The organism is Arenibacter arenosicollis (assembly GCF_014397245.1).
Taxonomy (GTDB): domain Bacteria; phylum Bacteroidota; class Bacteroidia; order Flavobacteriales; family Flavobacteriaceae; genus Arenibacter; species Arenibacter arenosicollis.
Map to the genome: position 1 here is coordinate 1 of NZ_JACLHY010000010.1, position 23,720 is coordinate 23,720.

Consider the following 23,720-nt stretch of genomic DNA (forward strand, 5'->3'; position numbering starts at 1 on the left):
ATACTCTAATATTCCTTCTGGTAATATTAAACTTAACAAGGATAACTCAGTGCCTTTATTCATCAATGTAATTTAAAGCACAAAGAAAATTATTTTTCTCTTTAGACCCAACTTTTGAGATTGATCCATGTTTCCTTTCAAATTGGGAGTTCAATGCTTCATTTTGAATACAAGCAATCTGCCACTCCTTATCATTTTGCTATAAACATTCCTGCCAATAAGGAGTTCGAGGCTTTAAAATGGTTAAAATCGCGATGTCCGATCTTAAAGGACGGAGAAGATGAAATTATAAACTTCACGGCTTGGAATGCCAAAGCCATCTACTTTTATGATGAAGACAAAAATATTGTGGAACTCATAGCCCGAAAAAATCTTAAAAATGCCTCTGACCATAATTTTGGGCCGGAGCATTTTCTGGAAATATCGGAAATTGGAGTCCCTACAACAGATATTGAAAGGGAATTCAACACCTTAAAACATGCTATGGATATCGCAATTTATGATGGGGGATTTGGAAACTTTTGTGCAATTGGCGATGAAAACGGATTGCTTATATGCATCAATAGGGAAAGAAAAGATTGGTACCCTACCCAGGATAAGGCTTCTCCTTCAGAGTTTGAATTAAAATTATCACAGAATAGAAAAACCTACGGCATTGAATTTAAAAATGAAAAAATCATTGTAGGATTCCCTTAATTTTTTCTTCCTCTATGCAATTTAAATGCCAAGTGTAAAAAAGCTTCCTTACTTTTACTGTAAACTAACTCCTTGTCCATGATCATCGACGTCCACACACATATAAATAACTACCATGAAGACCGGGTAGTTTCCTTGGAAGAATGCTTAAATCTGCTCACTGATACCATGCAGGAAAACAAGGTAGACTATTCTTTGGTACTTACCTCCTACAAGGTCAACGAACATAGACCAAGCACAAAGAAGGTGGTCGAAGCCATAAGTGGCAGGGACAACTTAGGCGTGGTTGCCGGTATAAGTTATTTAAATTACAACCATAGGGACCTAAGGGAAATAAGCGAATTTCTTGATGAAGGCCTAATAAAAGGTTTAAAACTATACCCTGGTTATGAGCCCTTCTACCCCAATGATAAAAGGCTACAGGTAGTTTATGACATGGCGGTTGAATACAATATTCCCGTAATGTTTCATTCCGGGGACACCTATTCGCCAACGGGAAGGATAAAATACTCCCATCCCATTCATATAGACGACGTAGCCGTAGATTTTCCTGACCTTAAAATAGTCATCTGCCATGTTGGCAATCCCTGGATCAAAGACTGCATGGAAGTAGTGTACAAAAACAAAAATGTCTATAGCGATGTCTCTGGCCTGGTGTTGGGTAATTTCTCATATAAGTTTGAGAGATTCATGAAAAATGAATTGGAGGAAATGATTACCTATGCTGGGAATCCGCAGTATCTTTTATACGGTACGGACTGGCCCATTTCCAATATGCATTCCTATCTCAATTTCATGAAACAATTGGATCTGCCCGAAGAGAAGAAAGAACTTATTCTTTGGAAGAACGCGGCGGAACTTTTTAAGATTGATGTATCCAAGTTATAAAACGCATTATTAATTTATTGGAGCCTGTGTAGTTGAACCTTTTACTTTGTAGGTTCAACATAGTGCTTAAATCCGTTTGCGTTGGTATATGCATCCCATTTCGTTGAGACAAATTTCAATTAAATCTAAAATATTCCCTTCTTTTCACAACTTCAGTCTTAAGCAAATCCCTACAGGGAATAGAAGGGAAGTAATTTACAAGCCAGCGCTATAGACTTGGGTAGATCATAATTTGAACTCAAGGCCCATCACAATTCGTAGCCGAGGAAAATGTTAAAATGTATGGGCACACTTGGTGCTTAATCAAAAATAAATGAATATCTTAAAGGTGAGCAATTGCTGACTAAGGTAGCGCATTTAGTACCTGATAATCTGTGTATCCTTAACCAATAGGTACAAATTGAATGCTCCAACAAACTATAACCAACAAAGTCCTATTTACATCCACCAAGGGCTTTTAAAAAAATAGGATATGATCAAGAAGACCTTCGGTACATTTGCTGGGGTGTTTACACCAACCACCTTAACCATTCTGGGTGTCATCATGTATATCCGCCAGCCATGGGTTGTTGGTAATGCCGGGGTCTTAGGGGCTTTAGGCATAGTTCTATTATCGGTGGCCATTACGCTTACAACGGCCCTTAGCCTATCTTCTATAACCACCAACATAAGGATTGGCAGTGGTGGCGCTTTTAGTTTAATTTCCCAATCCCTAGGTCTGGAAATTGGGGGCGCCATAGGCATTCCATTTTATTTTGCCCAGTCCATTGCAGTTGCCATGTATATTTTCGGTTTCCGAGAAGGTCTGCAAACCCTAACTCCAGATGTCAATCCCCTGATACTTGACCTGTTGATTTTCGCAGTTGTCATGGGTATTGCTTTTATAAGTACCAGTTTTGCTTTTAAGATTCAATTTGTGATTTTGGGAATTATTGTTCTCTCTTTGGTGTCTATATATGGGGCGCTATTTGTCAACGAACTGGATTATAATATTCAATGGACGGGCACTTACCCTGGATCTATTGAAAACGATTTTAGCGGTTCCTCCTTTTGGATAGTATTTGCAGTCTTTTTCCCCGCAGTTACCGGGGTAATGGCCGGAGCCAATATGTCTGGAGACCTCGCAAATCCACGTAAAAGTATTCCTGTCGGCACCATTTCATCGGTAATAATTACGACCATAATTTATGTTAGTCTAATTTTTGTTGCCGCTGTTATAGCCACTCCGGACGAACTGGCAAAAAATTACAATGTATTCATTGACAAATCCCTGTATGGTCCCATAGTGCTGGCAGGTCTGTTAGGGGCTACCCTTTCCTCCGCTCTGGGCTCGTTTGTGGGAGCTCCAAGAATATTATTGGCCTTGGGAGAAAAGAATATTCTTCCAAAAAGTCAGAAATTGGCAAAAAAATCTAAAAAAGGAGAGCCTGTCAATGCCATGTTGATCACCGCAGTACTTGTTCTCTTTGGCATATCGTTGAGAAATCTAAATACCATTGCCCCATTACTCACCATGTTTTTTATGATTACCTATGCCATGGTAAATGTAGTGGCCCTCGTGGAGCAGACCCTGGGTTTGCCCAGTTATAGACCAACCCTAAAAATTCCGATTATTGTCCCGGCCATTGGGGCCTTTGGCTCCATTGCCATTATGTTTGTACTGAACGTGATCATTGCCCTATTTTCATTGATATTTATAGTAATATTCTACCTGTACCTTGTAAAAATGAATATTAAATCGGCCGCAGGGGACTCCCGAAGTGGTCTATTCACGGCCTTGGCGGAATGGGCTACAAAAAAAACAAACAGTTTGCGCCAAGAAAGGGAAGTTCGGTCCTGGCGTCCAGACCTTTTAATTCCCGTAACAATGCCCAAGGAGATCAGAAGTTCGTTTAAACTTATACATTCCATAATATATCCTAAAGGCTCAGTAAAGATATTGGCACTAAGAAATGAGAATGAGGTAGAACAGAGAAACATGGAGAACTTTCTAAAAAATGCTGTGAAAAAATTCAAGGAAAGTGATTTATCGGTTTCCTATACCGTAATAGATAACACCGACTTTAACACTACCGTAAATGTTAGCATGCAGTCGCTCAATGCTGCCTTCTTTAAGCCCAACATCATCTTTGCAAGTTTGGATTCGGCCACTTCCAATCTGGGATATTACAACCGATTAATATTGGATAGTAAAAAGAATAATTTTGGGATGATTATTTACATTCCTTACGCCACCGCCAGTCTGGCCATAGAAAAAAGCATCAACCTGTGGATGACCAATATTCCCGTAGACTGGAAGGCAACATTTAGTGTTAAGGACAATAACCTGTCCGCCTTAATCTCGCTTTTAATTTGCCGTAACTGGAAAGGAAACATTGATGTTCATATTCTGAACAATAATCCTAAATTGATTTTCTCAGAAAGCGATATCGAAGACTTGAACACTATGGTCAGATTTCCCAAGAACACTTCAATAAATATACAACAGGGCGACTTGCTCGAGAATGTGATTCAACAGAAGAACACCGACGTCAACATATTCAATATCGAGCCGGGGATGACTATTGACGACATGGTCAATATTGTAAATGAATCCCGTATATCAGCCGTTTTTTGTGCCGACTCCGATTTCGAAAATGTTTTGGTTTAAGAAATCAAACGACCATAGGCTTTCCATAACACAACATTCGTAAATACGGTTGGAAATAATAATCTTAGGTTTACCACAAAGTAATAGCGTAAAAATGGACGCACTTTAAAGCACAAACTGAAATACCGCGGTTTTAAGACTTGGACCGAAGTTTAAGTTTTCCTTTTTGAGTTATTGGTACCCACAAGCAAAATAACCGTGTTGGGTAAAATGGTTGTTAAATAGCATCTATTAAATCTTTTACATTTAGTTAAAAATGAGTATCTTAGGGTAAGTAACAAATAATCTTCAGTTATGGCAACAATTAAATCTTTAAACAAATGGGCCAATGCACATACTTATTATCCCCTGGATTTATTAAGAGTTGCATTAGGTGTTTTTCTTTTTATGAAAGGTGTGGATTTTATGTCCAATCACCAACAAATGGCAGAAATCATTAAACCATTCCAAAATCTACCAGGAGGTATGTTGATTATGCATTATGTGGCTCCTGCACATTTTGTAGGAGGATTTTTATTGGTAATCGGCTTGCTGACCCGTTGGGCGGTTTTTGCACAGCTACCAATACTTATTGGTGCCGTGCTAGCGAATTTCCTAGGAGTGATGAACACAAGTAACCTTGTTTTGGCCACTATTACCTTATTGGTATGTATTTTCTTTTTATTCTATGGTTCGGGTAAACATTCAGCGGATTATTATTTAAAAATGCAGAAATAAGGCCATTTATACCGTATTTAAATTATATTTAAATTTAATTCTACACGGTTAAATTTTATTATGCCTTATTCCAATTCTAGCTTAAGATTCACGAAGTCCAGTAATAATTTCTGGATTTTATTGATGTTGACATTTCTCTTATGTTCATGTGGGGAAAACAAAAGTTCCGACTCCAATACAGATGAAGGACCAACGGAGGAAACCTCCCCTGTGTCCTTCACGGCAATTGGCGATGTTCCATACAATGAAGAACAGCGTCTTGGACTGATCGATATTATCTCCAAACACAATACTATCAATTCTTCTGAATTCGTTATCCATGTTGGCGACATTAAGCCAGGGGCCCGTGATTGCGATGAAGACGTCTATCTGGATGTTGCCGATATATTAAAAACATTTAAGGTTCCCACCTTTATAGTTTTGGGGGACAATGAGTATAACGACTGTGAAGATCCAGCACTGGGCCTGGAATATTGGAATAAATATTTCCTGCATTTTAATGAAAATTGGTCCTTTGAACCTCACATCACTTATCAAACGGAACGTCCAGAAAATTTTAGTTGGATAGAGAATAAAGTTTTATTTATAGGTATTAATCTAGTGGGAAGTCAGGTTCACGATTCCATAGAATGGCAAGACAGATTAACACAAAATGGCCAGTGGGTTAAAACGATGCTGGAAGAACATAAGAGCTCGGTGGAAGCAACGGTTGTTTTTGGTCATGCCAATATTGTGGAAGCAGACCCTGATAAGTTTAAACCCTTTACAGATTTGTTCCGGGCTGCATCACTGTCTTTTGGGAAACCCGTTCTTATGGTTCAGGGCGATGGACATTTCTGGATCAAGAATAATCCTTGGCCTGAACAAAATATTACCCGTTTACAAATAGATGGGCGGGACACTGCAGTACAGATAACGGTAAATACGAATCTTGATTATCCCTTTTTATTCGATAGGAATTTTTTAAATTGATGTAGTAATATAAAGAAGCATCCCTAATTATGATTGCCATATCTCAACTAGGGATGATCTGTAAACTTAATCTATTTGGCGCCCATTAATTTTAGCACCTAAAAGACTCCAACTATAAGGATTAGATTTCTTCGGCCAACCATGCTTTCATCATCCAGACCGTCTTTTCCTGCTGGGTGATAAACTCGCTCATCATAGCATTGGTACCCTCGTCCGAAGCCTCATCCGAAGCATCCAAAATGGCCCTTTCAATTATAAGAAGTTGAGAAAGTGAATCTACAATTAAACGAATAGCATCTTCATCTTTGGTTATGTTTTTACCTACCGGCACCTTTGAGCTACTGATATAATCCTCAAAGGTATGTAAAGGCACACCTCCTAAGGTTAGAATACGTTCCGCTATTTCATCTACTTTTAGGTTGGCGTCGGTGTACAATTCCTCGAATTTCACGTGTAGATCAAAAAACCTTTTCCCTTTAATATTCCAATGAATTCCCCTTAGGTTTTGGTAGTAGCGTTGGAAATTTGCCAATAACTGATTTAAATCCTTACTTAACGATTTTGATTTGGTAATATCCAAACCTATACTGTTCAATTTCATAATTTATTCTTTTAATTATACTACTAAACTACAGCTTTCCCATTGCCATTGAAGCGTAAATTTATTGATAGATTTTATGATTGTATAGTAATATACGATAGGTAAAACGTAAGCTTAGTCAATGGTATGATTATTGATGATATTTCTAAAATTTTAACTAAAAAATTTATAAAAAATTAAAGAACGATTCTTAAGACATCAGTATTACGATAAATTAAGAAAATAATAACAAAATATCTTATTGAATAATAAGGTACTAGCTTAAATTTGATTCTCCCCCTTTAACTAAACCACCTAATAATGACTAAAAAAAAACTACTCCTATTTGGTATCCCCATTGTTCTTGTTCTTGTAGGCTACACCTTGTTCGGGAATACTTCGGATGAAGATGTAGCCATTACTACAAAGGTAGTCAAGGGCGATTTTCTAAATGAAGTGATTATTTCTGGAGAGGCCCAATCTACTAGTTTGAAAAAAATTAATGGTCCGGATGACATTCGGAAATTCAAGCTTCGGGATGTGAAAATTCAAGATTTAATTCCTGAAGGCTCTTTGGTCAAAGAAGGTGACTATGTGGGCAGATTAGATCCCTCAGAAGTGAATGAACAGATATTGGATGCCCAATTAAACTTGGAAACCGCTCAGTCAAAATACACCCAAGAGCAATTGGACACCACCTTGACCCTGAAACAGGAACGGACTGCTATCAAGGATCTGTTATTTGATATTGAAGAAAATAGGCTGGAGCTTAAACAATCTATCTATGAACCTCCCGCCACTATTAAAAAGTTGGAAATAAGTATTGAGCGTCTGGAACGTGATCTAAAAGAAAAAACCGAGGATTATAAAATTAAAGAACAGAAAGCCATGGCCAAAATGGTCGAGGTTGGTACGGAAGTCTCTAAAATAAGTAAAATGCTGGACGAGCTAAGGAATCTTCAAAAATCCTTTACCATACATTCGGACGCCAATGGAATGGTAACCTATGCCAAGAACTGGGATGGCTCAAAAAGAAAGGTCGGGTCGTCCATTAGTATGTGGGATCCTGCTATTGCAACCTTACCAGACCTAACCAAAATGGAATCCAAAACCTACGCCAATGAGGTGGATATAAGAAAGATTAAAAAAGACCTTCCCGTAATAATAGGTTTCGATGCATTCCCGGACGTAACGGTAAAAGGAACCATAACCAACGTGGCCAATGTAGGGGAAGAAAAAAGAGGATCGGATATTAAACTCTTTCAAGTATTGGTGAATTTTGATGAAAATAATGATAATGTTAGACCCGGGATGACCACTTCAAATAGGATACTGATACATAAGGAAGAAGAAGTACTTATGGTGCCTTTGGAAGCCGTATTTTCCCAAGATTCCATAAGTTTTGTTTACGCCAAATCCGGCTTGTCCATCGATAAGAAAGAAATAGAGATGGGCGAATCCAATCTGGACGTGGTAATCATTAAAAAAGGTTTAAATGAGAATGAAGTTGTATATCTGAGCAAACCGGAAGGAATGGAAGAAAAGAGTATACTGTCTTTAAATTAGATTCATGATAGACAAGATACTTCTAGAACAGATTATCTCTAATTTCAGAGAAGCCATCCGTGTGGTAACGATCAATAAGGTTAGAACCTTTTTAACAGCATTGGGAATCATTTTTGGTGTTGCAGCCGTAATAACCATGTTGTCTATTGGAAATGGTGCGGAAAAGGAGATTTTGGCACAATTGGAACTCGTAGGTGTAAACAATATTGTGGTAACCCCCATACCGGACGAAGAAGATGAGAACGCCAGTGAAGATGATGAAGGTGCCAAAGAAACTACCAGATTTTCGAAAGGATTGGATCTATTGGATGTGGTCAGTATACAAAATAATATCCCCACCATTAAAGCCGTTAGTCCCGAAATAATCCTGGAAACTTATGTCATAAATAAGGGTAGGCAAAATTCGGTTAAATTAATAGGTGTCACTAATTCTTTTTTTCAAACTTCTAATATACATATAGGTAAAGGCAGCAATTTCTCGGAGGAGCATGCTGTAAATGCTGCTTCGGTATGTATTATCGGTGAAAAAGTAGAAAAAAAATTATTCCCGGGCGAGAGTGCCATAGGCAAGCAAATCAAGGTCAAAGACGTATGGCTTCAAGTGATTGGAATAATCGAGGAAAAACTTATTTCTGAAAAAGCCCAGGAAAACCTAGGTATCAGAGATCTTAACCAGGATATCTACATTCCTGTAAAGACTTTCTTGGTCCGCTATAAGGATAGAAAGATTATATCCGATGAACCCCTAGATTTTAGTGGAGGAGGAATGATCATAATTGGTGGTGCCAACAATGGACCTAAAAAGAGAATACCCAGGGGCAATTATCATCAGTTGGACAAGCTAACGGTCCAGGTAAATAATTCCAACGAACTAAAATCGACCGCTGAAGTACTTAGCAAACTCCTTAAAAGAAAACATAATGATGTGTTGGATTTTGAAATAACCATCCCTATACAATTGCTAAAGCAGCAACAGAAAACGAAACAGATTTTTAATATAGTGCTTAGTGTAATTGCGGGTATATCCCTCCTTATTGGGGGTATCGGTATTATGAATATTATGTTGGCCTCTGTACTGGAGCGGACAAAGGAAATCGGTATCATGCGGGCCATAGGGGCTACCAAGCAGGATGTTATCCTACAGTTTTTATCAGAGTCCGTCCTAATAAGCATAGGCGGTGGGATTATTGGAATAATATTGGGAATTGTGGCATCCTACGGATTGGAATTGGCAACGGGAATAGAAACCATACTTTCTTTAAACTCCATAATTTTATCCTTTTTTGTAGCCACTTTTATAGGGCTTGCATTTGGAGTTTTACCAGCTAAATCCGCTGCGAATAAAAATCCAATAGAGGCCATTAGACGGGAATAAAATAATATTCCGAATAACATATATCACAATTACCCTCCCCCATTATATCAATCAAAACAGTCCAAAATGAAAAAATGTATTTTGTTGTTGTTCCTTTGTTCAAACCTTAATGTACTGGGACAGACCAAAAAGCTTACGCTAACTGAGGCCATTGAAATGGCAAAAAAAAACTCCCCTGAATACCAAGCCGTACTAAATCAATCACAAGCCAGTTATTGGAAATACAGAACTTATGTAGCACAATTTTTGCCCCAATTTAGATTATCAGCGACTTTGCCGGATTATTCCAAATCCATTACAAGAATTACCAATGACGAGGGGCAGGATATTTTTGTAAATCAAAATCAATCCAGAGTAGATGGGACTTTATCCATAGACCAGCGGGTTCCTTTCACTGGAGGTAACCTCTCCCTTAATTCCCAAATCCAAAGAATTGATCGCTTTGGTGCAGATGAAAACAGCAATTACTCCCTCACCCCATTTTCCGTAAATTACTATCAAAATTCCTTGTTCTTTAATCCATATAAGTGGGACAGACAAATAGAACCATTAAAATACGAAGAATCCAAGCGCGAATTTATAGAGCGCATGGAAGATATTTCCCTTAGCAGTTGTCAACGGTATTTTGGATTATTGACCGCACAAATGAGATTGAAAAATTCCAAGAAAAATTTGGCCACCCAGGATACCTTATTACAAATTGCCAAAGGGAGGTTCGAAATTGGAAAGATTGCCGAAAATGAGCTATTGCAGATGGAACTTGGACATTTAAATTCGAAAAATGAAGTTACAACAAATACTATCCTACTTAAAAGGACATCTCAAAACCTAGCCCGTTATTTAGAATTGAAAACCGAGGACATAGAACTCTTCATTCCCGAGAAACTGGTAGATTTTGAGGTGAGTGTACAGACCGCTTTGGATGAAGCTACCAACAATAGAAAGTCTGTTATAGAATTTAGAAGGAGACGTTTGGAGGCGGAAAGAAATCTAGCTCAAATAAAAGGCAACAATAGGTTGGAAATAAATGTTAATGCCAATTTTGGATTAAATAAACGCGCCGAGGATTATGATGCCTTGTTCCAGGACTATGACAGACAACAAAGGGTATCTGTAAGGTTAGGTATTCCCATTTTTGATTGGGGGGTATCCAAATCCGAAAGAAAGATGGGAGAGGCCGATCTAGGTTTGGTAGAAACCAACATTAAACAAGAACAGCAGGCCTTTGAACAGGAAATTTATCTACATATACTAAATTGGTCCAGCAAGCGTGATTTTCTTTCCACCTCGGAAAAAGCCAAAGAGATCGCCATTAAACGCTATCAAATTACCAAAGAGAGATATATACTGGGCAAAATTACCATTACCGATCTAAATCTGGCTCAACAGGAAAAAGATAAGGCCGAGATTGATTACCTTAATTCCTTGGAAAATTTTTGGACCGACTATTATACCTTGAGGAAACTAACACTTTACGATTTTATCAATGACAAAAAGATTGAAGCTGAAAATATAATTTTAGATTAAAGGCCTATATTTTAAAGGATAAAACCTAACAACCAATATCCCTATTTACGGTACAGAGAAAAGATTTTATAAGTAAGGCCCAAACAGTCTAGGTTTTGTTTTTAGTTTTCATAATTTTATCCTTTAAAATAATACTGCATGACCATTACACAATTGCAATATGTACTAGCCGTGGCCGAGTACCAAAATTTTACTTTGGCAGCCGAAAAAAGCTTCGTTACCCAACCTACCCTAAGTATGCAAGTACAAAAATTGGAGGATGAATTGGACATATTGATTTTCGACAGAAGTAAAAAACCCATCACCATAACTGAAGTGGGAGCAAAAATTGTAGCGCAGGCCAAAAATATTGTAAATGAAGCCAACCGTATCAAAGATATTGTTGACCAAGAAAAAGGGTTTATAGGTGGGGAGTTTACTCTAGGCATCATTCCTACAATTATGCCCACCCTATTGCCAATGTTCCTAAGGACCTTTATCAAGAAATATCCCAAAGTAAACCTGATCATCAAGGAACAAAATACTGAAAATTTGATTCGTAATCTACAAGATGGCCATATTGATGCGGCCATTGCAGCTACGCCTTTGGAGATCGAATATATAAAGGAACGCCCACTATATTATGAACCTTTCGTAGGCTATGTACCGCCTAACCATCGATTGGGGAAATTTTCCGAATTAACTCCGGAAGATCTGGAAATTTCAGATGTTCTGCTTTTGCGGGACGGACACTGTTTTAGGGATGGGGTAATAAATTTGTGTAATGCTTCCAAAAATTATCAGGAAGAACACTTTCAATTGCAAAGTGGTAGTTTTGAAACACTGATCAATCTATCCAACGAAGGTTTGGGAATGACCCTCCTACCCTTCCTAAATACTATTGAACTTGATGATAAAAAGAAGCAGAACCTCAAATTCTTTAAAAATCCATCACCAGCAAGGGAAGTAAGTCTTATATATCATAAGAGTGAACTAAAAATTCAGATTACCGAAGCATTATATGATGTGATTGCCAGTGTAGTAAGAGGCGCTATTGCTTTCCAAGACGTAAAAATTATTAGTCCGTTAAACAAATAGTCATTCCATTTTTCGGTATTTATAGGAACATTCCTCAATACAGCCCACGTTTGATAAAATAAGATTTCCTTCCGAGAAATTCATATTGAAATTGGTCTCGATGGCATTGCTTTCACAGTGATATCTCAATGTTAATACTTGGTCATTTGTACTGAAGATTCCATTGACAATACCTCCACAGGCCTTCTCGTTATGGGTATAGGACCCATTTGCCTTAAATTCGAAGATAGGTCCATTGGTTACTATTGTCCAATTTTCAACAATATCGCCAGGACTTATTTTGGTAGCTTCCAATTGCCATTTCCCGAGAAGCTCGTTGGCAAATTTAGGTAAAGTATCTTCGTCCTTTCCGCAGCTCAAAACGATTAGAACAAATAGGTAGGTTAAATATTTCACGTATATAAAATTGGGGGTCCGCAATTATATACGGTTGAATTAACCAAAAAAGTTGTTTTCGGAACAAAACAATTATTAAAATAACTGCCTCGTTGCCGCTCTAGAAGTCATAAAAAAAGCCACCTTTTATGGGTGGCCTGTATCTAAGCTTTTAAATAAAGTAAGCTTTGTTGTAGTTCTGGCTTATCAAAAATAAATTGTTTTAACCAGAGTTTTAATTCTTCTATTTCAAATGGTAATAGTCTTGTCACTGCTTTTTCTAGTTCTTTGCAAAATAACTTTGTATCAAAACTAACCTTTTGCAATACGGTTTTAGTGTACTCTAACATAGCTCTTGCCATATTTCAAAATAATTTTAGGTTGCTTGCACTAAGATAACCAATAAAAGGTATATATTATTGCCGTCTTTCCGTTAAATAATAGATAAAAGGATGTTAAAGTCGATGAACGTACAATTTCAAATGCCCTATTCTGGTAAAATAAGCATGCTTAAACCGTTAATTTTAATTTGTTTAGTGATGACTTTTACAGGTTGTAAAACATTACATAACAGTAAGTTATCCAAAGAAATAAATCAACAACTAAGTTCCGAAGCCGCTACTAATTACTTCCAAGGCGTTTTAATTTATGACCCTGTAAAAAAGGACACGGTGTATAGCCATAATAGTCAGAAATATTTTACTCCCGCCAGTAATACCAAAATAATTACACTATTTTCATCACTTAAAACATTACCGGAAAATATTCCAGCGCTAAAATATGTTGTTAAAAATGACACCCTATATATGGAAGGCACAGGCGACCCAACTTTGTTGCACTCCTATTTTGCCGACAGTACCGCAATAAAATTTGCCCGGGACTACAATAACATATCCCTCTACTTGAATAATTTTAAGGAAAGTAGGTTTGGCCCCGGTTGGGCATGGGAGGATTATGAGCTGTATTTTAGTCCGGAAAGAAGCGGTTTGCCTTTATACGGCAATGTTGTAACCATTTCCACTAATGACAATCTACAGGTTATACCAAGCTATTTCCAAGATCAGGTTGTACCTATTAGTTATGGGGTAAACAGGGAATTGTACAGCAATACCTTTTATTTTGATACTCAAAGAAAAGATACTTTGGAGAGTCCTTATATGATAGATAGTACCCTTACCAAAAAACTGCTGGAAGCAGTGCTTCTTAAAAAGGTGAATATTGTACAAAAAATGCCAGATACGAAAAAACAAATATTGTACAGCGTTCCTTCAGATTCCGTATATAAAAGAATGATGCAGGTAAGTGATAATTTTCTTGCGGAACAATTATTAATTTTAAGCTCCTCCACCCTATCTGACACCTTAAACAGTGCCAAGGCCAGAAAGTATATTTTGGATAATTATTTACAGGAACTTAAACAACCACCCCGATGGGTGGATGGTTCCGGTCTCTCCCGATATAATTTGTTCACACCAGAAACCATGGTATATGTACTAAATAAAATGTACCAAGAAATACCTCGGGAACGCCTTTTCAATTTTTTCCCTGTTGGTGGCTTATCAGGAACCTTAAAAGGCCGATTCAATGGTGATGACAGCCCCTATATTTACGCCAAGACAGGGTCGCTGGGCAATAATTACTGCCTTAGTGGATATCTGATAACCCGTTCAGGAAAAACTTTGATATTTAGTTTTATGAACAATCATTTTACAAAGAGCAACGGGGAGGTAAAACAACAAATGCAATCCATTTTCGAAATGATTAGGGATAATTATTGACCCAAGACCTTACTTTCATCAACATACTTCCCAAATTTTAATAACAAGAGTCTAAGTTTAGGGGCAATATAGGTCTCGCAAAAAGGCTTTTGTGGATTGTTAAAATAATAGTTTTGGAAAGCTTTGTCCGAAAGTTTAAAATCTCCAAACGGCAAGACCTTGGTTACCAAAGGTTTTTTAAAAAGCTCTTGAAAATTCTCTATTGCCGCTTTGGACTTTTCAACATCCAATGGGGTGAAAGTTTAAATGGCAGACCGATATTTATTCCGCATGCTGTGATCGGAAGTCGATTTATGGGTATAAAGGTGTATTAAAATTAAGTCTTTGAGGGCGATGGATTTTGGATCGTAATGCACAATTACAGCCTCGGAAAAGAAAGATTCTTCCCCTTTTGAAGCAACAAAGCCCTGTTCTACCACTTCAACCCCCTTCAAGGACTGGTACACCGCCTCAGTACACCAATGGCATCCACCTCCAAAAGCAATTTTCTGATTTGTTTCCATAAAGCATTGGTCGCAAAACTACTAGGAAAATAACCCGTTAATTTTAGCATATTGGAGTAGCATTATGGTCTTGGCGTCCTTTATTTCTCCCGAAGCTATCATAGCAAATGCATTGTCAAAAGGCAATTCCAACACTTCAATATTTTCAGTTTCGGATTCCGCTCCACCGCCATCGCTCACCTTCATTTTTTCTTCGTAAGATCCTATAAAAAAATACAGAATCTCGGTTACGGATCCAGGAGACATATAGGATTCGAATACCTTTTCCACATGATCTAATTTATATCCTGTTTCCTCCTCGGTTTCCTTTTTTATACAATCCTCCGGATGGTCACCGTCCAACAGTCCGGCACACACTTCTATCATCATGCCCGACTCGTTGCCGTTAATGTACGTTGGCATTCTAAACTGTCTTGTAAGGATGACACTTCCCTTCTTTTTGTTGTACAATAGGATAGCCGCACCATTACCCCTATCATAGGCTTCTCTGGACTGGGATTCCCAATTGCCATCCGATTTTAGATAATCAAAGGTTATCTTTTCAAGTTTATACCAGTTATCAGATAATAGTTCCCTCTTTATGTTTCTTACTTTATTGCTTTTCACTTTGGGAAGTTTATTTTATTAATTTCATACAAATCTAGGAATTTTAAATGCCCAGATAACGGTGAAGATAAAGTCTTTTTCTATGGAACCCATCATACCCATTATGATGCGCTATGCCGGACATTTATCACTTCAATGCGAGCCCTGCGAAGCAATCTGTTAAAGTCGGATAAGATAGCTTCGCCTCCATCGCCTCCTGTACAAACGGATTGGTTTAATCAACAGATATTCTCTATATAAACATTAATCCTTCAACATTAACTTTTTCAACAGCCTACCTTTACACCGTAACTGCCTTGTTCAAATACCTTCTAAAGGGCAGCATTTCTAGATAAACCGAGATTACCTTCTCTTTAAAACCTGGCTGTAATATTTCTTCCTGGGTCAAGGGATGCATTACGGCAAAGGTTTTATTGCGCAAAAGATCTATATGTGGATGATCATTGGAAAATCCTTTGGGTGCTTTCTTCAAGGTTTCATTCAGCACCAATTCCCCAAAAGTTTCTTTAAATGACTTTTTGTTGAGAATCTTTTTGAGTTCTTCTCCGTCATAATCAATGGCCTCACGAATACTGCGCAAGGTTTTAGGGTCTGGTCGCCAAATTCCTCCAGCCAACATAGACCTACTAAGTCCAATCTCAATATAAAAATCACCCGTATTGGGCGCCTTATCGAGGCCGGCCCCAAAATGGTCCTTGTAAGTAGGTTTATTGGGATGAAACATCAAATTATTATTGATTCGATTTATGCCTTTTTTACCTGGTGTACTGTAGTATTCACTATCTACGGCCGCTAATGCAAGGTCCAAATCATTTAACCATCCTATATATTCATCCCTAATTTCTTTGTACCATTTTCGGTTTTTATCCATCCATTCCTTGGAATTGTTCTGGTTGAGCTCGGTTAGAAATTTAAACAGGGAATCAAAATTCATTATTGGGATACGTTATTATGGATAATATAAGGGATTCTTAAATTCGTTAAAATCGGTTATCCCCGTCCAATAGGTCGCCCAAGCCACCTAAAATACTTCCCTCTCCCTTATCCTTACCTCCTCTAGGAATGGATGCCAAGACCCTTCCCGCCAATCGACTAAAAGGTAACGACTGAATATAAACGGTACCAGGCCCCCTTAAAGTGGCATAAAACAGACCTTCACCTCCAAAGATGGTATTTTTAATTCCGCCAATAAATTCTATATCATAATCCACATCTTTTGTAAAGCCAATAATACAGCCCGTATCCACTTTTAGTGTTTCGCCTGGACCCAATATTTTCTGAGCGGTGGTACCACCAGCATGTACAAAAACCATTCCGTCTCCCTCTAATTTTTGCATTATAAATCCTTCTCCCCCAAAAAGTCCACGGCCTAGTTTTTTTGAGAATTCAATGCCTACGGAAACCCCTTTTGCTGCACATAAAAAAGCATCTTTCTGACAAATAAACTTACCTTGAAATTCAGAAAGGTCTATTGGAATAATTTTACCTGGATACGGGGAAGCAAAACTCACTTGTTTTTTACCTTGACCTATATTTAAAAATGCCGTCATAAAGAGACTTTCCCCTGTCAGCAATCGCTTGCCCGCAGAGAACAATTTTCCCAGGACACTATTGTCCTGATTGGAACCATCCCCAAAAATTGTATCCATCTTAATGTCGGAATCCATCATCATAAAACTCCCAGCTTCCGCCACAACGGCCTCTTGGGGATCCAATTCTATTTCTACATATTGCATTTCCTCCCCATAAATCACATAGTCTATTTCGTGTGCATTCATTTTTTAAAGTTTACTAGTTTTATTATTATTTCGGCCTATTGGTAACCAAAAATACCATTTTGTTACAATGGCGCACTACTTCCCTGATTCATAAATCCATTACCTAGACAACACATTGGAACATTAACCCTTAACCTTAAGAGTCCATTCAAAATTAAAGGTGGAAACTACAATCCCCTCTTCATTAACCCCAACAGATTTCATCCAAACGGTCTGCCCCTCCCCTGTAGCAATTGTATTCTTAATGGCTTCGGCAATAAGATGACCATCTGTGCAGGTAAAGGTGATTTTACCAGTGGCTTTCTTGGAAAAATTAGCATTATTGTTCGCCACTAACATGGAAATATTTCTTCTACTTTTCCTAATCTGGTTCATTACCATGGCTCCTGTCGTTAATTCCGCCGCCATTCCTTGAACTGCCCAAAACAAGGATTTAAAAGGATTTTGATTTATCCACCTATGTCTTACGGTTACAATGGCTTTTTGGTCATCAATATACCTTAAACGCACTCCTGTCCACCAAACGGCAGGCAGCTTAAAAAAGCTGAACATGTTAATTTTACTCGCATCTGATGCCATAGGTCTAGTTTAATTTAATTCAAAAGTATGTAAAATGTACGAACTTATAAATGTTAATATGGTGTTAAATTTTAGTACTTTGTTTTGCATAGTACCTTCTTTTAGATATATATTTGCATAGAAAGTTATTATGTGTAGCAGATTTGACTTCCAAAATTAAATTGAACTGATCCATTTTTCAGGCCCTTTCAAAATTGGAAATCGTTCTTATTCCAGTTTAGAATTGAAAACAAATAATAAAACTTTTGAACACTAATTAAAAGCCATGACCTCAACACTAAGCAAACACGAAAAAAATTTGTCGGCGATAATACATGCCTCAACTTTTTCCAAGTACTTTATCCCCTTCGGGAACTTTCTCCTGCCCTTAATTCTTTGGACAGCTAAAAAGAAAGATCATGGATTTGTAGACCAAAATGGAAAACAGGCCTTAAATTTTCAGATTAGCCTTCTCCTGTATTCCGTTATACTAGGAATTTTCACTATTCCTTTCTTTATTGGAATTATTCCAGAAATTATTCATCAGGGAGATTTTGGTTTTGCGCAGTTCAATAATTTCAATGTATTTAATTTTGATTTTAACCCTCTTAAATTGGGCAAACTACTCTGGCCTTTGGGAATAGCAGGTGTTGCACAGTTCGGTTTATTTTTAGTAAATATAGTCTACACCATCCTAGCTACCATTCGTACCAGTGAAGGACAAGATTTTAAATACCCCATAAGCATACCCTTTATAAAATAACACCTTTTAAAATTAGTACTCATCAAACTAATTCCGGAGTTTATTCATCAAATCAGTTACAAGTGAAACACTAAAATGCGATCATCAAAAAAACGAACAGTTAAATTATTATAATCATGCAACTATGAATATTGAAAATACAAAAGCACAGATGCGCAAGGGAGTCTTGGAGTACTGCATACTTTCCATTCTCAATGGAAAGGACAAGTATACCTCCGAAATTCTGGACACCTTAAAAGACGCCAAAATGCTGGTGGTGGAGGGTACTATTTATCCACTGCTCACAAGACTAAAAAATGCTGGACTTCTCAATTATCGTTGGGAAGAATCTACATCAGGTCCCCCAAGAAAATACTATACCCTAACTGAAACTGGTAAACTTTTTCTAAAAGAATTGGATACCACTTGGGATGAATTAAGAAATGCGACAAACCTCGTAACCAAAACAAAAAACAACTAAAAAATGAACAAGACAATAAATATAAATCTGGCCAATTTATTCTTTCATATAGATGAAGTAGCCTATAGCAAACTTCAACGCTATTTAGAGGCCATAAAACGCTCTTTCGCCAATACCAATGGTAGTGACGAGATTATAGCGGACATAGAAGCCAGAATTGCCGAACTGTTCCATGAAAAAATGGAAAACGAAAGACAGGTAATTACCGAAAAGGAAGTGGACGAGATTATAGGCATAATGGGACAACCAGAAGATTATATGGTTGATGAGGACATTTTTGAGGATCAACCCAAAACTTCCAAAAACCCGGGACGTGTAAGGAAATTATATCGGGATATAGACAATAAGTATATTGGAGGTGTATCGGCTGGCCTAGGGCATTATTTTGGAATTGACGCCCTCTGGGTTAGATTGTTGTGGATCCTACTGACCATTTTTAGCTGGGGAGGATTTGTATTTATCTACGGTCTACTGTGGATATTAATTCCCGAGGCCGTTACTACTGCCCAGAAGTTGGACATGCGCGGCGAAGCCGTTAACATAAGTAATATTGAAAAAAAAGTAAAGGAAGGTTTTGACGACGTAGCCGAAAAAGTAAAAAACGTGGACTATGAAAAAGTGGGAACCAAAGTAAAAGATAGTAGCAGGAGCTTCTTTAATGCCATTGCCGATATAATTATGTTTTTTTTTAAGATCATTGGCAAATTTATTGGGATTATCCTGATCATAATCGGTGCTGCTGGAATTGTATCCTTGTTCGTAGGTCTTTTTACCGTAGGGATTTTGGATATCATACACCTTCCAGGAATAGATTTTTACTATATGGTAAACTCAACCAATACCCCGGTTTGGCTAGTATCACTACTAGGCTTTTTCGCAATTGGAATTCCCTTTTTCTTTCTCATGTACCTAGGCTTAAAGATTTTGGTGAACAACTTAAAATCGATTGGTAATATCGCAAAATTTACACTTTTGGGATTGTGGTTGATCGCTATTATTTTATTGGCCGTTTTTGGTATAAGACAAGCAGCTGCCCACGCCTACACAGGTAGCGTTTCCAATGAAACGGAACTGGCCTTCCAATTACCAGATCAACCCATAAAAATTAGTTTAAAATCATCTCCCCACCAAAATAATGGTAATAACATTGGCATAAACGGGGTTGTACTGGATTACACTGAAAACGGGGAAGAAGTACTGGTGTCAGAAGATTTTCGTATCAACTTAAAAATGTCCAAAGATTCAATAGTGCGTTTGGAGGTACGCAAAAACGCGAATGGGAATACTTTTAAAAATGCCACTGAGACTGCGGAAAAAATCAATTATTATTATGAGTTGCAAGGAAATACTTTAATATTGGACGATTTTTTGACTACCGCCAAAGAAAATAAATACAGGGACCAAGAAGTAAGAATCTATCTATATATACCCGAGGGTACCGTATTGGCTTATGAAAGCGACAATAATCATTGTTGGACAATGAGAGCCCCATTGGATCGGGACATGAATGGTTGTGAAATGACAAAATATCTATGGAAAATGAATGTAAATGGCAACCTAGTATGCCAAAATTGTCCTGATAATACAGAAGACCATGATGATGACGATAATAATGGTAAAATTATCATCAATGAAGATGGAGTGGATATAGATATAAAAGGAGATGGAGATAATTTTAAACTAAAAATCGACGAAAAAGGCGTACAGTTCAACACAAAGGACAGTAAAAAAACGGTAATAAAAAAAGAAACAGTTCAGTAGCCTCTTGTAACAGCTCAGCAATTTATAGTGGGTTTAAAGAAACCTAATTAATATTTTTATTCAATCATTAATCAATTCTTGAACACCTCTTTCCCCCAAGGTTTATTTCAGGCCAAAAAACAACAATCATGACAACACTTGCAAGAATTACCATCACTCTTATCTTGGCTATTTTGTTTTCTTCCTGCGGTTTCGATATTAATATTGGAAACGGTAAGAAGGGAAATGGAATTGTTGAAGAAGACCATCGTGCCGTTAACTCGGATTTTACCTCTATTTCAGCCTCTGAGGGCTTGGATGTTTATGTTACCCAAGGCAATGATTTTGAAATTGTAGTAGAAGCGGACGAAAATGTAATAGACCTTATAGGTACCGATATCAAAAATGGAACTTTACGAATTCATGCCATCGAAAATATTGGCAGGGCTACCAAAAAAGTTTATGTTACATTACCAGTAATTACCAATTTGGAAACTTCCAGTGGCGCCGATATGATAACCAAAAATGCAATTAGTGCACAAAACATCGATTTAAGTGCCAGCAGTGGTTCCAGTCTACAAATTAAGAATTTAAAGGCCGAAAAAGTAACCGCGGATTCCAGTAGTGGTGCCGACATTAAGGTGGAGGGTGAAACAGAGTCCCTTTATAGCAATGCCAGCAGCGGGTCTGGTATTAAAGCAGAGCATTTAACCACGGCAAAATGCGAAGCCAGCGCCAGTAGTGGGGCGGGAATTACAGTAAACGTATCCGAATCCTTAATAGCAAAAGCTAGTAGTGGTGGAAATATACGCTATACCGGAAATGCCGAAGTAGAACATAAAAAATCGAGCTCTGGAAGCGTAAGTGCCTTGTAAATTACTGTCAAGGCCTTGACAACAACTGTATAGCACAAATGTTGATAAAACCCATTGAGATTTCAATGGGTTTTGACTTTCCAATACGTCATCTTTCTTTATATTCGTTCTATAAATTTTGGTATGAAAATAAAGATTAAAAAATACGTACTCCCTTTAAAACACACTTTCAGTATTTCTAGGGAATCCCATGATTTTCAAGATTCCATGATCGTTTCTTTGGAACTGGATGGTAAAACGGGTTATGGGGAGGCAACTTCCAACCCCTATTACAAAATAACCTTTGAAACCATGCAGGCAGAGATTGAAAATGTTAGAAATGACATTGAGCAATTCAATTTTAAGGAACCGGAAGCATTCCATGCATTTTTGGTTTCTAAAAACCTGAGCAATTTTGCCATTTGTGCATTAGATTTAGCCGCCAATGATTTATATGGCAAAATACAAGGTAAACCCCTGCATGAATTATGGAATACGGACAACAGCACTTATCCGATAACCAATTATACCATAGGATTGGACTCCATTGAAAAAATGGTGGATAAAATGAAAGAAATGCCCTGGCCCATTTATAAAATTAAACTTGGCACCGATAAAGATGTGGAAATTGTAAGGGCGTTGCGCAAACATACGGATGCTATTTTTAGGGTTGATGCCAATTGTGCCTGGACAGCTGAAGAAACTATCTTGAATGCACCATATTTAAAGGAATTGGGTGTAGAGTTTATAGAGCAACCCCTCAAAGCCGATGATTGGGAAGGCATGGAAAAGGTAATGCACCAAAGTGTTCTGCCCATTATAGCCGATGAAAGCTGTATTGTGGAAACAGATGTGGAAAAATGTGGCCTTCATTTTACGGGAATCAACATAAAATTGACCAAATGCGGTGGACTTACCCCTGCACGACGTATGATTGCCAAGGCCAAGGAAATGGGACTTAAAGTAATGGTAGGTTGTATGACGGAATCTACTGTGGGCATATCGGCCATAGCCCAATTAATTCCACAATTGGATTATGTAGATATGGACGGTGCCATGTTGTTAAAAGAGGATATTGCCGATGGGGTTGTCATACAGGACAATGGAAAAGTAATTTTTCCCTCCGAAGGCGGAAGTGGAATAAGCTTACGATAATGACTTTTTATATCGATGGATTCCCGGGCAGGGAAATAGAGCTGGACAGGAAGAAATACTTGTATTTTGGAGGTACCTCCTATCTAGGGCTTCAGACCGATGAAGCTTTCCAGGACATCTTTATCTCAAATATAAGGAAATACGGTACAAATTACGGAGCATCCAGAAAATCCAATATCCGACTTTCAATTTATGAGAAGGCCGAACAGCATTTATCCCGTCTAGTGGGAAGCGAGGCCTGTATCAGTTTATCGTCCGGATATTTGGCAGGACAACTTATAAGACAAAGTTTGGATACCAAGGCAAATAGGCTATTCTATGCCCCAAATACCCATTCTGCACTCTATTCCCCTAACCGTGGCATATCCAAACTTAAACCATACATAACCTTCACGGCTTTAAATATAGCCGTCAGAGATTATTTGGAAACCGATCAGGAAACCACTCCAGTGGTGTTTTTGGATGCCATTGATTTTTCCGGATCTAACTATCCCGATTTTGAGGGGTTAAAAATGCTACCATTGGAAAATATCATTCTAGTGGTAGATGATTCGCACGGAATTGGAATTGTGGGCAACAACGGAGGTGGCGTTTTTCGCAACATACAGGATTTAAACCCAAAGGAATTGATTGTTTGTTGCTCATTGGGAAAGGGTTTTGGGATACAGGCAGGTACCATTTTTGGTTCTAGAATCCGTATGGAACAATTGGTGGATACTCCATTTTTTGGAGGTGCAAGTCCAGCGGCACCTGCTGCCATGGCCAGCATTATTGACGCCAGTGAAATTTTCAAAGAAAAAAGGACTGTCCTAAAAAATAATATTGGGTTATTCAGGTCCAATATAAAAGCGCTGGACAAGTTTAAGTTTATGGAAGAACATCCTGCCTTTAGTTTTAATGACGAGGACCTCACCAAATATCTGAAGGACCAAAAGGTAGTGGTGACCAGTTTTAGATACCCAGATGAAGATTCCACACTTATGAGCAGAATTGTAATCAGCGCCCACCACACAAGGGAGGATATCCTTTTATTGTGTAATCTTATAAACTCATATTTCTAAAAAGAAACGGCCATCCAAAAAAGGATGGCCGTTGTTTTAAT

The 23,720-nt window shown here is 37.9% G+C and carries 25 protein-coding genes; 16 read left to right on the plus strand and 9 right to left on the minus strand.

Features of this window, described 5'->3' with window-relative positions:
* Positions 1-153 precede the first annotated feature (153 nt).
* From H4O18_RS11220 to H4O18_RS11240, 5 genes are all read left to right on the plus strand, one after another.
* A complete protein-coding gene (locus H4O18_RS11220) occupies positions 154-696 on the plus strand; it encodes a VOC family protein (RefSeq protein ID WP_187584574.1) in 543 nt (180 codons plus the stop codon).
* Between the two features lie 78 nt (positions 697-774).
* Entirely contained in the window at positions 775-1,584 is an 810-nt protein-coding gene (locus H4O18_RS11225) for an amidohydrolase family protein (protein ID WP_187584576.1), read from the plus strand.
* A gap of 472 nt (positions 1,585-2,056) precedes the next feature.
* On the plus strand, positions 2,057-4,234 hold the full coding sequence (locus tag H4O18_RS11230) for an amino acid permease (RefSeq protein WP_187584578.1): 2,178 nt from the start codon (positions 2,057-2,059) through the stop codon (positions 4,232-4,234).
* Positions 4,235-4,528: 294 nt separating this feature from the next.
* On the plus strand, positions 4,529-4,951 hold the full coding sequence (locus tag H4O18_RS11235) for a DoxX family protein (RefSeq protein WP_187584580.1): 423 nt from the start codon (positions 4,529-4,531) through the stop codon (positions 4,949-4,951).
* Positions 4,952-5,074: 123 nt separating this feature from the next.
* Positions 5,075-5,923, plus strand: coding sequence for a metallophosphoesterase (locus tag H4O18_RS11240; protein ID WP_187584582.1), 849 nt, complete (start codon positions 5,075-5,077; stop codon positions 5,921-5,923).
* A 121-nt stretch (positions 5,924-6,044) separates the two neighbouring features.
* Here the strand turns inward: H4O18_RS11240 and H4O18_RS11245 are convergent, their stop codons facing one another.
* Positions 6,045-6,524, minus strand: a complete 480-nt coding sequence (locus H4O18_RS11245) for a Dps family protein (protein ID WP_187584584.1) — start codon at positions 6,522-6,524, stop codon at positions 6,045-6,047.
* A 300-nt stretch (positions 6,525-6,824) separates the two neighbouring features.
* On the opposite strand from H4O18_RS11245, the gene H4O18_RS11250 reads away from it, so the two are divergent.
* The 4 genes from H4O18_RS11250 to H4O18_RS11265 all read left to right on the plus strand — a co-directional run bounded on the left by H4O18_RS11250 (position 6,825) and on the right by H4O18_RS11265 (position 12,048).
* Positions 6,825-8,069, plus strand: coding sequence for an efflux RND transporter periplasmic adaptor subunit (locus H4O18_RS11250; protein ID WP_187584586.1), 1,245 nt, complete (start codon positions 6,825-6,827; stop codon positions 8,067-8,069).
* A gap of 4 nt (positions 8,070-8,073) precedes the next feature.
* On the plus strand, positions 8,074-9,444 hold the full coding sequence (locus H4O18_RS11255) for an ABC transporter permease (protein ID WP_187584588.1): 1,371 nt from the start codon (positions 8,074-8,076) through the stop codon (positions 9,442-9,444).
* 66 nt (positions 9,445-9,510) lie between these two features.
* The gene (locus tag H4O18_RS11260) at positions 9,511-10,971 is read left to right on the plus strand and encodes a TolC family protein (RefSeq protein WP_187584591.1); all 1,461 of its coding nucleotides are present in this window, start codon (positions 9,511-9,513) and stop codon (positions 10,969-10,971) included.
* A 138-nt stretch (positions 10,972-11,109) separates the two neighbouring features.
* Positions 11,110-12,048: a LysR substrate-binding domain-containing protein gene (locus tag H4O18_RS11265; protein ID WP_187584594.1), complete on the plus strand. Its 939-nt coding sequence runs from the start codon at positions 11,110-11,112 to the stop codon at positions 12,046-12,048.
* On the opposite strand, the gene H4O18_RS11270 is transcribed toward H4O18_RS11265, so the two are convergent.
* Complete coding sequence (locus tag H4O18_RS11270; RefSeq protein ID WP_187584596.1) at positions 12,049-12,444, minus strand: hypothetical protein; 396 nt, start codon at positions 12,442-12,444, stop codon at positions 12,049-12,051.
* A gap of 143 nt (positions 12,445-12,587) precedes the next feature.
* Positions 12,588-12,785 carry a hypothetical protein gene (locus tag H4O18_RS11275; protein WP_103442351.1) on the minus strand — a complete coding sequence of 66 codons (198 nt, stop codon included), beginning with the start codon at positions 12,783-12,785 and terminating at the stop codon, positions 12,588-12,590.
* 102 nt (positions 12,786-12,887) lie between these two features.
* Here H4O18_RS11275 and H4O18_RS11280 point away from each other — a divergent pair, with 102 nt between their 5' ends.
* Positions 12,888-14,201, plus strand: a complete 1,314-nt coding sequence (locus H4O18_RS11280) for a D-alanyl-D-alanine carboxypeptidase/D-alanyl-D-alanine-endopeptidase (RefSeq protein ID WP_246474222.1) — start codon at positions 12,888-12,890, stop codon at positions 14,199-14,201.
* Here the strand turns inward: H4O18_RS11280 and H4O18_RS22475 are convergent.
* The 6 genes from H4O18_RS22475 to H4O18_RS11305 form a co-directional block, all read right to left on the minus strand.
* Positions 14,195-14,431, minus strand: a complete 237-nt coding sequence (locus H4O18_RS22475) for a hypothetical protein (protein WP_343065455.1) — start codon at positions 14,429-14,431, stop codon at positions 14,195-14,197. The genes H4O18_RS11280 and H4O18_RS22475 overlap by 7 nt on opposite strands.
* A gap of 12 nt (positions 14,432-14,443) precedes the next feature.
* Positions 14,444-14,704 carry a peptide-methionine (S)-S-oxide reductase gene (locus H4O18_RS22480; RefSeq protein WP_343065456.1) on the minus strand — a complete coding sequence of 87 codons (261 nt, stop codon included), beginning with the start codon at positions 14,702-14,704 and terminating at the stop codon, positions 14,444-14,446.
* Between the two features lie 21 nt (positions 14,705-14,725).
* Positions 14,726-15,310, minus strand: coding sequence for a GDP-mannose pyrophosphatase NudK (gene nudK, locus H4O18_RS11290; RefSeq protein ID WP_187584598.1), 585 nt, complete (start codon positions 15,308-15,310; stop codon positions 14,726-14,728).
* Between the two features lie 280 nt (positions 15,311-15,590).
* Positions 15,591-16,244 (minus strand): DUF2461 domain-containing protein, encoded by a 654-nt coding sequence (locus H4O18_RS11295; protein ID WP_187584600.1) that lies wholly within the window; start codon positions 16,242-16,244, stop codon positions 15,591-15,593.
* Positions 16,245-16,290: 46 nt separating this feature from the next.
* Complete coding sequence (locus tag H4O18_RS11300) at positions 16,291-17,088, minus strand: TIGR00266 family protein (RefSeq protein ID WP_187584602.1); 798 nt, start codon at positions 17,086-17,088, stop codon at positions 16,291-16,293.
* 123 nt (positions 17,089-17,211) lie between these two features.
* Positions 17,212-17,667 (minus strand): DUF4442 domain-containing protein, encoded by a 456-nt coding sequence (locus tag H4O18_RS11305; RefSeq protein WP_187584604.1) that lies wholly within the window; start codon positions 17,665-17,667, stop codon positions 17,212-17,214.
* 265 nt (positions 17,668-17,932) lie between these two features.
* Between H4O18_RS11305 and H4O18_RS11310 the strand changes: the two genes are divergently transcribed.
* From H4O18_RS11310 to H4O18_RS11335, 6 genes are all read left to right on the plus strand, one after another.
* The gene (locus H4O18_RS11310) at positions 17,933-18,409 is read left to right on the plus strand and encodes a DUF4870 domain-containing protein (protein ID WP_187584606.1); all 477 of its coding nucleotides are present in this window, start codon (positions 17,933-17,935) and stop codon (positions 18,407-18,409) included.
* 124 nt (positions 18,410-18,533) lie between these two features.
* A complete protein-coding gene (locus H4O18_RS11315) occupies positions 18,534-18,869 on the plus strand; it encodes a PadR family transcriptional regulator (RefSeq protein ID WP_187584608.1) in 336 nt (111 codons plus the stop codon).
* A gap of 3 nt (positions 18,870-18,872) precedes the next feature.
* Entirely contained in the window at positions 18,873-20,630 is a 1,758-nt protein-coding gene (locus H4O18_RS11320) for a PspC domain-containing protein (protein WP_187584610.1), read from the plus strand.
* 128 nt (positions 20,631-20,758) lie between these two features.
* On the plus strand, positions 20,759-21,484 hold the full coding sequence (locus H4O18_RS11325; protein WP_187584612.1) for a head GIN domain-containing protein: 726 nt from the start codon (positions 20,759-20,761) through the stop codon (positions 21,482-21,484).
* A 123-nt stretch (positions 21,485-21,607) separates the two neighbouring features.
* Complete coding sequence (locus H4O18_RS11330) at positions 21,608-22,618, plus strand: dipeptide epimerase (RefSeq protein WP_187584614.1); 1,011 nt, start codon at positions 21,608-21,610, stop codon at positions 22,616-22,618.
* A complete protein-coding gene (locus H4O18_RS11335) occupies positions 22,618-23,679 on the plus strand; it encodes an aminotransferase class I/II-fold pyridoxal phosphate-dependent enzyme (protein ID WP_187584616.1) in 1,062 nt (353 codons plus the stop codon). Before H4O18_RS11330 ends, H4O18_RS11335 begins: the two co-directional genes overlap by 1 nt.
* Positions 23,680-23,720 lie beyond the last annotated feature (41 nt).

Coding starts and splice junctions, on each gene's coding strand:
- H4O18_RS11220 (WP_187584574.1), top strand. CDS start 154: ATGCTTCATTTTGAATACAAGCAATCTGCCACTCCTTATCATTTTGCT.
- H4O18_RS11225 (WP_187584576.1), top strand. CDS start 775: ATGATCATCGACGTCCACACACATATAAATAACTACCATGAAGACCGG.
- H4O18_RS11230 (WP_187584578.1), top strand. CDS start 2,057: ATGATCAAGAAGACCTTCGGTACATTTGCTGGGGTGTTTACACCAACC.
- H4O18_RS11235 (WP_187584580.1), top strand. CDS start 4,529: ATGGCAACAATTAAATCTTTAAACAAATGGGCCAATGCACATACTTAT.
- H4O18_RS11240 (WP_187584582.1), top strand. CDS start 5,075: ATGTTGACATTTCTCTTATGTTCATGTGGGGAAAACAAAAGTTCCGAC.
- H4O18_RS11245 (WP_187584584.1), bottom strand. CDS start 6,524: ATGAAATTGAACAGTATAGGTTTGGATATTACCAAATCAAAATCGTTA.
- H4O18_RS11250 (WP_187584586.1), top strand. CDS start 6,825: ATGACTAAAAAAAAACTACTCCTATTTGGTATCCCCATTGTTCTTGTT.
- H4O18_RS11255 (WP_187584588.1), top strand. CDS start 8,074: ATGATAGACAAGATACTTCTAGAACAGATTATCTCTAATTTCAGAGAA.
- H4O18_RS11260 (WP_187584591.1), top strand. CDS start 9,511: ATGAAAAAATGTATTTTGTTGTTGTTCCTTTGTTCAAACCTTAATGTA.
- H4O18_RS11265 (WP_187584594.1), top strand. CDS start 11,110: ATGACCATTACACAATTGCAATATGTACTAGCCGTGGCCGAGTACCAA.
- H4O18_RS11275 (WP_103442351.1), bottom strand. CDS start 12,785: ATGGCAAGAGCTATGTTAGAGTACACTAAAACCGTATTGCAAAAGGTT.
- H4O18_RS11280 (WP_246474222.1), top strand. CDS start 12,888: ATGAACGTACAATTTCAAATGCCCTATTCTGGTAAAATAAGCATGCTT.
- H4O18_RS22480 (WP_343065456.1), bottom strand. CDS start 14,704: ATGGAAACAAATCAGAAAATTGCTTTTGGAGGTGGATGCCATTGGTGT.
- H4O18_RS11295 (WP_187584600.1), bottom strand. CDS start 16,244: ATGAATTTTGATTCCCTGTTTAAATTTCTAACCGAGCTCAACCAGAAC.
- H4O18_RS11300 (WP_187584602.1), bottom strand. CDS start 17,088: ATGAATGCACACGAAATAGACTATGTGATTTATGGGGAGGAAATGCAA.
- H4O18_RS11305 (WP_187584604.1), bottom strand. CDS start 17,667: ATGGCATCAGATGCGAGTAAAATTAACATGTTCAGCTTTTTTAAGCTG.
- H4O18_RS11310 (WP_187584606.1), top strand. CDS start 17,933: ATGACCTCAACACTAAGCAAACACGAAAAAAATTTGTCGGCGATAATA.
- H4O18_RS11315 (WP_187584608.1), top strand. CDS start 18,534: ATGAATATTGAAAATACAAAAGCACAGATGCGCAAGGGAGTCTTGGAG.
- H4O18_RS11320 (WP_187584610.1), top strand. CDS start 18,873: ATGAACAAGACAATAAATATAAATCTGGCCAATTTATTCTTTCATATA.
- H4O18_RS11325 (WP_187584612.1), top strand. CDS start 20,759: ATGACAACACTTGCAAGAATTACCATCACTCTTATCTTGGCTATTTTG.
- H4O18_RS11330 (WP_187584614.1), top strand. CDS start 21,608: ATGAAAATAAAGATTAAAAAATACGTACTCCCTTTAAAACACACTTTC.
- H4O18_RS11335 (WP_187584616.1), top strand. CDS start 22,618: ATGACTTTTTATATCGATGGATTCCCGGGCAGGGAAATAGAGCTGGAC.